This window comes from Bradyrhizobium sp. ISRA464 (genome assembly GCF_029910095.1).
GTDB lineage: Bacteria > Pseudomonadota > Alphaproteobacteria > Rhizobiales > Xanthobacteraceae > Bradyrhizobium.
Genome location: NZ_CP094526.1, coordinates 6,490,365 through 6,502,848, shown reverse-complemented (window position 1 = coordinate 6,502,848; position 12,484 = coordinate 6,490,365). Strand labels below are relative to the sequence as shown.

General features: G+C 60.3%; 7 protein-coding genes and 5 pseudogenes. 9 read left to right on the top strand and 3 right to left on the bottom strand.

Annotated elements, in window-relative coordinates:
• Positions 1-112: 112 nt before the first annotated feature.
• The 3 pseudogenes from istB (MTX19_RS30350) to MTX19_RS30340 all read right to left on the bottom strand — a co-directional run.
• Positions 113-812, bottom strand: a pseudogene (istB, locus tag MTX19_RS30350) (IS21-like element helper ATPase IstB).
• A 42-nt stretch (positions 813-854) separates the two neighbouring features.
• Positions 855-2,408: pseudogene (gene istA / locus MTX19_RS30345) on the bottom strand (IS21 family transposase).
• 337 nt (positions 2,409-2,745) lie between these two features.
• A pseudogene (locus MTX19_RS30340) lies at positions 2,746-3,297 on the bottom strand (transposase); the annotation flags it as partial.
• A 684-nt stretch (positions 3,298-3,981) separates the two neighbouring features.
• Between MTX19_RS30340 and MTX19_RS30335 the strand changes: the two are divergent.
• The 9 genes and pseudogenes from MTX19_RS30335 to istB (MTX19_RS30295) all read left to right on the top strand — a co-directional run bounded on the left by MTX19_RS30335 (position 3,982) and on the right by istB (MTX19_RS30295) (position 12,287).
• A complete protein-coding gene (locus MTX19_RS30335; RefSeq protein ID WP_280980575.1) occupies positions 3,982-4,287 on the top strand; it encodes a hypothetical protein in 306 nt (101 codons plus the stop codon).
• 60 nt (positions 4,288-4,347) lie between these two features.
• The gene (locus MTX19_RS30330; RefSeq protein WP_280984921.1) at positions 4,348-4,566 is read left to right on the top strand and encodes a hypothetical protein; all 219 of its coding nucleotides are present in this window, start codon (positions 4,348-4,350) and stop codon (positions 4,564-4,566) included.
• A complete protein-coding gene (locus MTX19_RS30325; protein WP_280980574.1) occupies positions 4,494-5,225 on the top strand; it encodes a reverse transcriptase domain-containing protein in 732 nt (243 codons plus the stop codon). The genes MTX19_RS30330 and MTX19_RS30325 overlap by 73 nt, the downstream gene beginning before the upstream one ends.
• Before the next feature lie 104 nt (positions 5,226-5,329).
• Positions 5,330-5,590, top strand: a pseudogene (locus MTX19_RS30320) (hypothetical protein); the annotation flags it as partial.
• Between the two features lie 410 nt (positions 5,591-6,000).
• On the top strand, positions 6,001-6,441 hold the full coding sequence (locus MTX19_RS30315) for a hypothetical protein (protein WP_280980573.1): 441 nt from the start codon (positions 6,001-6,003) through the stop codon (positions 6,439-6,441).
• Positions 6,442-7,649: 1,208 nt separating this feature from the next.
• Positions 7,650-8,576: a TauD/TfdA family dioxygenase gene (locus tag MTX19_RS30310; protein WP_280984920.1), complete on the top strand. Its 927-nt coding sequence runs from the start codon at positions 7,650-7,652 to the stop codon at positions 8,574-8,576.
• Positions 8,577-9,913: 1,337 nt separating this feature from the next.
• Positions 9,914-10,027, top strand: a pseudogene (locus tag MTX19_RS30305) (transposase domain-containing protein); the annotation flags it as partial.
• Between the two features lie 92 nt (positions 10,028-10,119).
• The gene (istA, locus tag MTX19_RS30300; RefSeq protein WP_280980572.1) at positions 10,120-11,430 is read left to right on the top strand and encodes an IS21 family transposase; all 1,311 of its coding nucleotides are present in this window, start codon (positions 10,120-10,122) and stop codon (positions 11,428-11,430) included.
• On the top strand, positions 11,430-12,287 hold the full coding sequence (gene istB / locus MTX19_RS30295; RefSeq protein ID WP_280980571.1) for an IS21-like element helper ATPase IstB: 858 nt from the start codon (positions 11,430-11,432) through the stop codon (positions 12,285-12,287). Before istA (MTX19_RS30300) ends, istB (MTX19_RS30295) begins: the two co-directional genes overlap by 1 nt.
• Positions 12,288-12,484 lie beyond the last annotated feature (197 nt).

Genomic DNA, 12,484 nt, shown 5'->3' with positions numbered 1-12,484 from the left:
GTTTCGACCGGTTCGAGGCGACTAGAATATTTCGGTTGACCTATGCTCGATGTAGACGCTCATAGGTAGCTCCAAATGGAGTAAATACGCAAAGGGCTGACCCCGTCGCCTATCACTTTGGGGGGGAGCCGCTGGGTATGCTGTCGCCTTCGAGAGCGATGCGGTGCGCATTGTGGATGATCCGGTCAAGGATGGCGTCGGCGATGGTGGGTTCTCCGATCATGTCATGCCATTGCGCAACGGGCAGCTGGGCCGTGATCAGGGTGGAGTTGCGCCTGTAGCGCTCTTCGAAGATTTCCAGGAGATCGAGGCGCTGCTGGTCATTGAGGGTGTGGGTGCCCCAATCATCCACGATGAGCAACTGGACGCGCGAGCTTGTCGATCAGACGTTGGAAGCGACCGTCGAGGCGGGCCATGGCGAGGTGTTCGAACAGGCGTGGCATCCGCAAGTAGAGGATGGAATGATCGAGCCTGACGTCCGAAGGCACAGGCCAGCCAGTTTTGCCGATACCGGTCTGGCCGGTGACGATGAAGTTCTCATGGGCTTTGAGCCAGGCGCCTTGCGCCAGCTGCAGGGTGTTACGCCGATCAAGCCCGCGGCGGGACGCGAAGTCGATATCTTCGATACAGGCGTCGACGAAGCGCAGCTTTGCTGCGGCCAGGCGATTGGTCAGGCGTTTGTCGGCACGCGTGGCGGCTTCGCGATCGAGCATCAGGCCAAGCCACTCCTCCCGGCTGAGATCGGCGGCATTGTCCTGTTCGGCCAATTGCCGGTAGGCGGCCGCCATTCCGGCCAGGCCGAGTGCCTGCATCTGGTCGAGGGGCGCGGGGCAGCATCACGATGGTCCTTTCCTTCATTGATAGTAGGCCCGGCACGGATGTTGGCGTGAGAGGGCGTGGCTTTGACGGGTTCGGTGGCAGAGCTCGCACGGTCGAGCCCGGACTTGAGGATGGCGCTCACGGAGGAGTAGCTGATCGCGTTGATGGCGAGCGCCCTCTCGCGGGCTGCTTCCAGCCGACTGCGCTCGTAGCGTCGCGCCAGAGCGATGATGCCCATGGCGGAACGATAACCCTGTTCGGATGCGGGCGCTCGCGCATCAACCGCTCGACCAGCGTGGCGACGCAGATGCGAATCCGCGCCGCCATCTTGATCAAGGCCGCCGGCGTCATATAGGCGTAACGCTGATGGGCCTTGGGCATGTGCTATTCACCGTAACATGGCCGCCGCGCCGGGAACGACGCACATGGCTGGCGACACGCTAATGATCCTGGAAGATCTCGACGGCCCGATACGTAAGCCGGACGTCCACTCGACGACCAGTCAGCCGGTGCGGCACTGAGTAAAAGGTCTTGTCGACCTCGACATGATAATCGGGGGTGGACCTTGGCCGTTTTCCGGCATATTCGAATGGTTCGCCGGGGAGTGGCGCCAGCGCGGCACGTTCGATCTCCTCGAACAGCTCCCGGCGGGATTTCCCGACATGGCGCATCTGCCGGCTGTTCAGCTCCTCGAGCAATTCACCAATCGCGCTATTGAGATCGGCCAGGTTGAAGAACCGCCGGTGGCGCAGCCGTGCCAGAATCCAGCGCTCGACAATCAGCACCGCGCCTTCAACCTTGCCCCTGTCGCGCGGCTTGCGGCTGCGGGTCGGCAAAATCGTCGTGTCGCAATGCTTGGCCACGGCGGCAAAGGTTTGATTGAGCGTCGGCTCGAACCACAACGCCTTGACGACCCCGGCCTTCAGATTGTCGCAGACGATCGCTTTGGGAACGCCGCCGAAGTACGCCAAAGGCCCGGGTCTGGCCTTCAATCCAGTCTGGCAGTCGCTGACCGAAGCTCGCCATAGCGAAGGTCAGCGACGAGGCCCGAGCACCGCGACAAAAATCTGAGCCTGACGGATCTCGCCGGTTGGCGGTTGATCACCTCCACCGTGTGGCCGGCATAATCGGTCTGCATGACCGCCCCTGCCGCACGGCGATGGCCGAAGGTCGGATACGCCCGGCGCTGGTGGACGGCAAACTTCTCGCAGAACCATGTATAGCCTTAACCGTCGGGATGGGCCGTTCGGTATTCCTGCCACAGCAGCATCAACGTCACGCCCTTGCGCTTGAGCTCCTGCGCAACGCGCGGCTACTCAGGCTCTCTTGTCCTGAGGCGGCCGTCCGAGCCGGCGGAACAGGGCCCGCTCTAACGCCGCCTCGCTCTCGTAAATCGGCGGCAGCAGCCAGCTTACGCCGGCTTCGCGTGCCCGCAGCAGGTAGGTGGCAACCGAGGTCTTGCTGATCTGCAGCCGTTCCGAGATAGCCCGGACCGACAGGCCTTGCTCATATGTTAGCCTCAGGATCGACCGAAGGTCCTTCACGGTTGTCCGTTTCGCTTGCTTCCATCTCGGCGTTGCCCCTCTCAAACTCAGCTTGAGAGGGAACCTTGCCCGAACGGCGCTCCCGAAAACCAACCTTCACAACTGTCCGCGATTTAGCGGAATCCCTGTCCCGGAATTACTGAAATCGCTGTCCGCGAATTACCGAAATGCCGTGTCCGGTAATTGCCGAAACACGCACGAAGCAAGTGCGGAGGGCCTAATCAGGTACCCTTCATCGTGCATGGGCGGATGTGGAGCCGCGGCAGACGGAATGCCGTCAGACGCTTTGTAGCCGGCAAGAGCGCCGACGCCCTTATAAGATAAGCAGACCTCGGACGCACAATCGGAAATACGGTAGCGAACCCACATCAGAGCGTCGTTCTCAGGCCACGGCTTTGAATGCGTGACCTCGGTAAGCCCAAGGCAGTAGCTGGTCGATGTCGCGGTTTGGATGCCCATTGACGATCCTGGTCGAGACGTCGGTGAGATAGGCGAGTGGATCGACGTCGTGAGCTTACAAGTCCCCGACTAGGGACGCAACGACAGCCCAGTGTTCGGCACCGCCGGCGGATCCGGCAAACAGCGCGTTCTTGCGGCTGAGCTTGATACCGCCGATCCATCGTTCGACGGTATTGTTGTTGAGTTCGATGCGGCGTCATCGATGAAGCGTGTTAAGCCTTGCCAGCGCGAGATGGCATAGCGGATGGCCTCGGCGAGCTTGATCTTCTGTCTGATGAGAAGCAGCCCGCGCACAATCATACTTCGAAAGATCGGCTGGTGGTCGGCTCTGCTGCCGCACGAGAGACGTTCCTCCGCGCTGCGGCCGCGGATCTCTTCTCGATCACATAGAAGCGGCGATGTGCTTCAGCGCCTCACTCGCGATGGGTGCCGGGCCAGGTGTTGCGAGCCCATAGAACTTGCGTCTGCAGTGTGATCAGCTTGCGTCAGGACAAGTCCTGGAAAGGAGGAAGAATGTGATCTGAAACCTTCAACGTGACCCAGAGGGTTCGACGCCCTCCCGGCAAAGCCGGAGCACGCCAGCCGGAAGCGAGTCTTGCATGGGTGACGGAAACGTCACTCGTGAAGCGTAGACAGCGGGTACTGAAGCCCTGTGACTAGCCTCGAATCATGGTCGTGCTGAAGCCTTCGCCGTGTTGGATCCGGGGGCAGCACTGGGAAAGCCGCTATGGCTAGGCTGACCGGTTCGGCCGGGGTCTCTGAGCAGGGCAAAGGTACGGGATGGGCCACCAGGAAACCTGAGAGGTCCCGTTTGTGCCCACATGGGAAAGCCGGCACGGAGCACCGGCCACAACAACGCTCCAGGCCTGATGACCGACTTGACGAGCATCGGGAGCGCGCACGCGAACACGAAAACATCAAGGCATGTGGAATCCCGAGGTGAAGACATAAGCCGACGGACGCGCACGGCGGGAAGTCGTAGCGGCTTCGTAGTACCGAGGAAGGTGGGGAGCTGGGCTCACCGGGACCCGCTTGAGGGAAGGGAGCCGCCACGCGTTAAGACCCATTGACGAGAAACACGGAGGGAACGCTGAGTCCCACGAACCTGTCCACGAAACGACAATGGATAGCCGATCTGGCGAGGAAGAATTCCAAGCGGGTGCTGACCTGGCTGCATCACCTGATCGACCGCGAATGGATGCTCGAGGCCTATCGCCTGACGCGCAAGGATGGCGCGCCCGGCATCGACGGCATGATGGCGACGGACTATGAAGCGAACCTGGAGGCCAATCTCGGCGAGCTCCTGGCGCGCATCAAATCCGGACGTTACATCGCGCCGCCGGTGCGACGGCACTACATCCCGAAGGCGGATGGGATCGAAACGGCCACTCGGCATCCCGACATTGGAAGACAAGGTGGCACAGCGGACGATTCTCCTGCTGCTAGAGCCGATCTACGAGACTGACTTCCGTCGTGCTCGTACGGCTTCCGACCGGGACGATCGGCCCATGATGCCCTACATGCCCTGAGTAATGGGTTCATGGAGCAAGGGCTGCGCTGGGTGGAGGACGTCGACATCTCGAAATACTTTGACACCATCGATCACACGCACCTGCGCCGATTCCTTGATCAGCGAGTCACGGACGGCGTCGTCCGGAGGATGATTGATAAGTGGCTGAAGGCGGGGTGTTCGAAAAGGGCGGCTTGCGCCGCACGACTGGTGGAACGTCCCAAGGCGGCGTGATCTCGCCACTGCTTGCAAACATCTATCTGCACTATGTGCTGGATGAATGGTCCGAGCAGGTGGCGCGACCGCGGCTCAAAGGGCGATGCCAACTGGTCCGATACGCTGATGACGCGGTGATCGCCTTCGAGGACCATCTGTCCGGCAAGCGATTGCTGAATGTGCTGGGTAAGCGGCTCGGTCGGTACGGGCTTCTCCATCCGACCAAGACGCGCTTCGTAGACTTCCGGTTCAAACGCCCCGGTGGGCGTCATCCCGCGACGGCGGGGACCACATTCAACTTCCTTGGCTTCACCCATGTATGGGATCAATCGAGGAAAGGTAAGAATGTCTTCCGACAGATAACGGCAAAAGACCGTTATGGCTTCCGTGACGGAATGGTGTCGGCTCAACCTGCATCGCCCGTTCCGGGAACAGCACGCGCACTTGTCGCGCGTGATCCGGAGGCACTGCGCCTACTACGGCATCTCCGGCAACGGCCGACGGATCAGATGGTATCACCACCAGCTCACGCGGATCTGGAAGAAATGGCTCGCGCGGCGAGATCGCCACAGCAATCTGCCGTGGTCACGCTTCCGGGCCATGCCCGCGCGACACCCGCTGCCGACAGCCAAGATCGTCCACCAATATGCCGTCTCGTGAGCGAAGCTTACGCGTGAAGAACCGGATGCGGGTAATCCGCTCGTCCGGGTCTCTGAGGGCGGGGATCGCAACATCCCCGCCTCGTTGGAGTACGCGGTGCACCCGATGGAGTGGACGCCCCATGACAGCATCGACCCAAAGTGCGGGTGTTTCAAGCCAGCAAGGAGGACATCCAGTTAACATCATTGGTTTGGATTTGACCAAGAACGTACCTCAGCTCCATGTCGCTGGGCAAGACGGAAGCACCGTTCTAGCTCAAGCGTAGCAAATTGCTCGACTTCTTCGCCAAGTTGCCATGGTGTGTGGTCGCGATGGAGGCCTGCGCAGCGCTCATTATTGGGGACGGGAGATCGGTAAATTCGGTCACGAGGTCCGGCTGATCCATTTTAAGCGTATGGTCAGGCATAGACACAAGCGGACCCATTCAAAGGCATCGTGAAACTCGCCTATCTCATGTGCCGCGAGAATGGGAGCGGGACCAAGCTTACCCATGAGCGGCGCTAATACAAATTGTCCGACGTGCGCCGATCGTTGCTGCTTTCACGTCCGCCGAACGACGGCGGCAACGATCAGGTCACGTGAACCGAGCTTACCAGAGCGCGTCGTTATGTCCCTCGGTCCGCCTGCACTTGGCCGTAACCGGGCCTGAGCGCGACTATGGAACCGACGATCAACTCCCCATCATGATGCCGCAAAGCCCGCAACATAGTCCTTCCTGGCTGCATCGACACGTGAGGCGAACGACCTCTCGCTGGCGGTTTGCGAATTGGCCGGGAATTCGAGCTCAATGTCGTGCAATACCTCAATAATGGCTTGTCGACGGTTGCCATTCTTGAAGCGCGCGTATTTGAGCGCTTGGGCACGGTTCACGAAGAGCCCACCGAAAAGACCATTTCGTTCGCGGGCGATCCAGTTGCCACACTGTTCCTTCCTACAAATATGATCAGGATTGCCGGGCTAAATGCAGGCAGCAAGTACTCCATGTTCATGATTGCTCCGTCGCATTCAAAACCGCAGCAAATTGGCGACATAGCCAAGCAATCCCGTAGCTGTTCAAACCCCAAGTTCGCTAACCGCGCCGAGTATTGGCCAGAGCTGAGGACTCGAACGGGGTATGCCGATCTTGAGAAGCTCACATCCTCTACTGAACATGCTGGCAACTTGGCGTCTGCGTGCCGTCGCGGCATTTGCGGCCATCCAGCATGGCTCGGTGTACGTGATGCCTGGTTCTGAGAACGACGGCGCGCTATCCTCGTTTGGTTGGAAAAATCAGCCAGAAAGAAGCACTCGAAAGGAAACGCCTAACGTACTTTGCCTCAAGGCAGTCCACTTGCGCATGAAAGACTCCGGTATGTCATGCGTTGCTTGGCGGACGTGACGTCCGACTTGCTCCTTGAATGTGCGGCCCTCCACCAAGTAGCTGCATGCTCTGGAGAGCTTTATACGAGCTCTGAGCATCTCGAATTGACCATCAGTCTCGGTCAACAATATATACCTCGATGAAAAGAGAGTCCCCCTACCAGTTCCTGAAGAAAGAATCCTTTCGCTTTACAGATTTGCTTGGGCTTTCACAAATGCGGGCATTTAGGCCTATGGTGAAGCCTTCAATAGTGAAGGATGAGTTGAGACGCGAGTTGTGATTCGCTCGTTCTCTGGAATAGACGGGGGGCGATGGGCTGCCGCGCATGAGGAGATGGTGCCCAATTAGATGCCCGCGCTCCAAGATCAACCGGGGAGATCTTGCGATCGACGAAAGTGCTGGTCCGGCGCAATTCATCGGTTCGGCTGGCTTGTGTCGACGTTCAGTTCCTACAACCTACGATCTAACGTTATGAGACAAGAAAAAAGAACGGATCTCAATTCGCGCGAGCGCGCGAGTTCTGCGTACGAGAAACTACAACGTACGGGCAGAAAGCGCGACCTAACACAACGCTATAGCGACGCGAGCCTATTGCGCTCTGAGTTTGAAACAATGTGCGACCTCGCCGAAGGGCGCATCCAGGTGCTTGTATACAGTTGTCGGCTGTGCTCGAAAGCTTCGCTCAATGTGCATGAGCACGATACCGTTCGCTAATCATCCTCTCCGCTTTCGAGACCGCCTCTAGTTTAGTGCGCCTCGCTAGCAAAAGCCCAGCTCAATAGCAAAGCTCGAGACCGACGGTCGGGGTAGGCTCGATGTCCACGACGGTCGCACGGCGCCTGCCAATTCCCGAACTGACGTTTCATTTAAAGATGCTGCCCTCGGTGACGAGACTAAGATGAGCAAGCTTCTCTTCGGGGGTGAGCACTTCGCGCCGTCGTTCGCGATTGGCCCGGTGTTTGCTTGGAGCACTCGGGGCAAACGTCAGGTGCGGGACACGACGCTCCCGAGTTCGTGCACAGTTGAACGACAGCAGCTGAATGGATTGCTTCTGAAGGAAGCTCAAATTTGGAGGACACCTATGAGTGGAACCGCCGTAATCAACGACGTCATCCCGCGCAGTGACATTCTCAAACGAGCAGCCCGCATTGGCGCTGAAATCCTAAATATCAAGTTGTCAGGCGATTTACCGGACCAGACAGTTTCTGCAATTACCCGTGTCCTACACGAACACAAGGTCATCTTTTTCCGTGACCAAGGTCATCTCGATGACGCGGAGCAGGAGCGCGTTGCCCTTCGCTTAGGAAAGCTCGTGCCGCCGATGGGCCGTGTCACGGAAGGAACGGCCTCGGTCCTCAAGCTTGATTCCGCTTGCGCAGGTCACCGAGCCGACGCGTGGCATATCGATTTGGCCTTCTTCGACGCTTATCCCAAAATCACGATGACGCGAGGTGCCGTGATCCCAGCATTCGGCGGGGATACGATTTGGTCAAACACCGCAGCCGCCTATCTCGACCTTCCACCACAGCTGCAGCGACTTGCCGACGAACTCTGGGCCGTCCACAGCAATGCCCTTGACGCGGCCGTAATGGCCGCAAGCAACGAAGCCGACAAAAAGTTTTGGGACGATATTATGACCAGAACGATTTATGAGACCGAGCATCCCGTCGTGCGCGTCCTCCCCGAGACCGGGGAACGTACGCTGGTGCTCGGAAGTTACCTGCAGCGCTTTGTTGGGGTTGAGAGATATGATGGCCAGAGGTTGTTCGATTTGTTCCATTCTCACGTCACTGCGCCGGAAAACACCGTGCGCTGGACGTGGAAGGAGGGCGATGTCGCGATTTGGGATAACCGCGCAACCGAACATTATGGGATTAGGGATTACGGTGAGCAGCATCGGGTCGTCTGTCGCTCCACGATCGAGGCAGAGCTGCCCGTAAGTGTCCATGGACAGTGTAGTGTAACGCACGTCAAAGCCAAAAAGCAGCCCATCCCGAACGTCGGCTAGCTAGGGCGTTCGCAAACTGCACTAAGACTACTCTGCTTTGCGCTGATCGGTGCGTCGCTGCTTGCAGTATCCGCAGGTCAAGCGGCGCGCTGGGTATGACGACCGTGTCTCGGGAAGCGGCGGCCAGCCTCTTAACAGTCGGGCTAGACCGTAGTCGCTGCCACGCCAAATTGAATACACCCAGTATCTTGTCTGCAATTACCAAAGCAAATTTTACCGGAGCTCGGAATTTCTGCAAGCAAACGGTTCGTCTCGTTGGGCGCGGGAGCACTGGTTCGGCGGGCAAGATCACCAATTGCGAGATCGGCGTGTTTGCCCGCGCCGCTTGTCTACTGTGGCCATGGTGCTAATCACCGATGACTTCAGGCTCAACGCTCTTAGCCGCTTGGCATTGGTGGGCTGGTGGCATTAGGGACAGGGCATATGAGAGGTGGATGGAAGGGGCCATACATTGTCAGTCATCTCCCGACAAAGTCGTCATCTTCCATTCAGCGGCTACATTTGCTTGACGCCGATAGTTTTGGACCGCGCCTGGTCCGCTGGGTTGTATTGCCGGCACCGTCGATCATCCTCGCCTCCGTGCAGGCTTCCCAATGAGCCTGCCCCGAACTGAAATCCTCTACCAACTTTGCGAGTAGACTGCGCGGCTCAGGTCAGCTAAAGGCTCCGATCAACCTTTTTGTAATGTCCCGTTCCATCCGCAGCCGCTCGTTCTCCTCGGGCAGCCGAGCGACCTCGGCAGCTTGGTCCACCGACATCGGCGCCGCTTGCGTGGTGGGGAGCCGGCATCGCCGAGCAGGCTCCCGCCGGAGCTTCTCTACCCAGCCCCGAAGAACTGGGTCGCGCAGTCGAGTTCGTTGCGGCCGCCGTGATCGCCCGGCCACTCGATACCACCAGGTCAGTGGCCTGCCGCTTGTTCCCTTGGTACCACCGGATCGACCGAAATCATCATCGAAAAGCTGGACGTCTTCCTCAGCCAAGGTGCCGCGCGCGTGCGACCTAGCCATATTGCCGTCGTTGGCTCTCGAAATTGTTGACGAGCTGATACGCTGTAGATTGTCGGATGTGCAGGAAAGCGGCACGGGCCAAGTGCGCGGGGCGTGGTCTTACTCGTTGTCTGCTCCCTTTTTGCAGTTGGCCTGAGGCTCGCTTGCCGGCTCCGCTGTCGCTTCTGCAGCACTAGCAGAAGCGCCACCGACTTGTGGTTGCCGCATCACAAAATAATGAACACCGTCGTTCTCACGGTCGCCGGTCACTAGGCCCGTCCCCGACCAGCGGGTTGTACGGATAGACAATGACGGCTTCGAATGTCAGAAACCCGGTACTATGGCCCCCGCTCGGACGGCGGTGCCCAGCACTGGGCCGTCATCGCCTCCTTGATCGAAACCTGCGGGCTGAATCACGTGGACCCGCTGGCCTATATCACCGATGCCCTCGCTAGGATCGTCAATGACCGACCCCTCAAGTGTCGCGCGCCATGGAAAACTGCCCCCTCGGCGTCACGAGGAATTGCCCCCTCCCTGGATAGCCGAGGAGAGAGCGAATGAACGAGGAACGAATCACGGAAGGCTCGTCGTGGAGTGATCCACGGGGGCAGGTGATGAAGACGCCGGATGACGTGGCGGAGATGTTGCGCCTGAGGGCGTGCGGGTGGGGTCTGAAGCGGATTGCGCGGCAGCTGGGCTGCAGCCATCACACGGTGAAGGACTACGTGGCGGCGGGCGGGGTGAAGCCGTTCAAGTCGCCTGACCGGGCGAAGCGGCTCGATGGCCTTGAAGGCTGGCTGCGCGAGAGGTTCATTCGGCATCGCGGCAATGCGGATGTGGTGCGCCAGGACCTGTTGGCCGAGAAAGGGGTAGCAATCAGCCGGCGAACGCTGCAACGCGCCGTGCAGCCCTATCGCCAGGCGCTGAAGGCGGAGGCGCTGGCGACGACGCGGTTCGAGACGCCCCCAGGCCGACAGCTGCAGATCGACTTCGGGGAGCGTCTGGTCGAGATCGGCGGGGTAAAGATCAAGGCATTCGTGTTCGTGGCGACGCTCGGGCATTCGCGGCGGCTGCATGTCCGTGCGTTCCGGGGCGAGAAGCAAGAGCACTGGTTCGCCGGGCTCGAGAGCGCATTCACGACCTTCGGCGGCGTGCCGGAGGAAGTGCTGATGGACAATCCACGCGCGCTCGTGGTGCGCCACGACGCGGTGAGCCGATCGGTTCAGTTCAACGACAAGCTCATCGCGTTTGCAAAGCATTGGGGCTTCCGTCCTCGCGCCTGCGCGCCGTATCGGGCGCGCACGAAGGGCAAGACGGAGAATGGCGTCGGCTACGTGAAGAAGAACGCGATCGCGGGGCATTCCTTCGCGAGCTGGGAGGCATTTGAGGTGCATCTCGCCGAGTGGGAGCGTGAGGTGGCGAACGTGCGTATCCATGGCACCACCGGCGAGGCGCCGATCGCTCGCTTTGTGCGTGACGAGGCACACCGGTTGAAGCCGCTCGGCGGGCTGCCGTCGTTCGGATTGTTGCGCGAACTGACCCGCGTCGTCGGCAACGATTGTGCCGTCGAGATCGACACGAACAGCTACTCGGTGCCGTGGCGGCTGATCGGCGAGCGCGTGGCGGTGACCGTTGCGGCCGGCGAGGTGCGCATCCGCCACGGCATGCGCGAGGTTGCGGTCCACAGGCAATCGGAAGGTCGCCGGCTGCGGATCGTCGATTCCGCCCACCTGGACGGGGTTGCCGGCCGCAATGGCGCGGTCTGCCGACCGGTAATCGCGACACCGACAGTGCCGGCGCCTTCTCCACTGCCCTCGTTATTGCGTCCTCTTGCCGAATACGAAGCAGCGATCGGAGGGAGCTTCTGATGGCGCGCACAAAGAAGGCTACCGAAGCACCAATCGATCGGCTCGACGCCATGCTGGCGCGATTGCAGCTATCCGGCATCCGCGACCAGCTCGACAACCTGCTCGATGAGGCGGCGCGCGCGAACCTATCGGCGCGTGAGACGCTGATCCTGCTGTGCGAGCGCGAGATCGCGCGCAAGGATCATCGCCGCATCGAGATGGCGCTGAAACTCGCACACTTCCCGGCCGTGAAGGAGCTTGCGGGCTTCGACTTCGAGGCGCAGCCGTCGATCGATCCGAAGCAGATCCGCGACCTGGCCGCGTCACGTTGGATCGCCAACGGCGAGAACGTGCTGCTGCTCGGCCCGCCAGGCGTCGGTAAGACGCACTTGTCGATCGCGCTCGGGCGAGAGGCGATCCTGGCCGGTTACACGGTGCAGTTCACCACGGCGACGACGCTGGTCGCTGGCCTCGCCAAGGCGCATGGTGAGCGGCGCCTGGACGAGAAACTGCTCGCGCTGGCGAAGCCAAAGCTGCTGATCGTCGACGAACTCGGCTACCTGCCGCTGGAGCCCGATGCGGCGCATCTGTTCTTCCAGCTGGTCAGCCGCCGCTACGAAACCGGCGCCATGCTGATCACGTCGAACCGCAGCGTTGCCGAATGGGGCACCGTGTTCGCCGATCCGGTGGTCGCCACCGCGATCCTCGACCGGCTCTTGCACCACAGCCACGTGCTGACCATCCGCGGCGACAGCTACCGGCTCCGCGCCAAGCGAAAGAGCGGCCTCATCAAGCCGCCCGCCGCTGACGGCCCTCCGGTCGGCTCCGCCTCCCTCCGTCCCGTCAGCGGCGGAGCCAATCTTCAACCGACATCATGAACCCGATGGTGGGGGCAGTTCTTCATGACGCAAAGGGGGCAGTTCCGGATGGCGTTTGACACCTCAAGTCGACAGTCGGTTGGTGTGGCCCTGCGGACCGCTAAAATCCGGCTTGGCAAAGGAATCGGCGAACCAACATTCGAGAGGCGTCCTAGTGAGCGACAAGAACATCCTGTGGCAAAAGGACCGGATCGATC

Excerpts from the sequence above, each read along its gene's own strand:
- istA (WP_280980572.1), top strand. The coding sequence starts at position 10,120 with ATGAACGAGGAACGAATCACGGAAGGCTCGTCGTGGAGTGATCCACGG.
- istB (WP_280980571.1), top strand. The coding sequence starts at position 11,430 with ATGGCGCGCACAAAGAAGGCTACCGAAGCACCAATCGATCGGCTCGAC.
- MTX19_RS30310 (WP_280984920.1), top strand. The coding sequence starts at position 7,650 with ATGAGTGGAACCGCCGTAATCAACGACGTCATCCCGCGCAGTGACATT.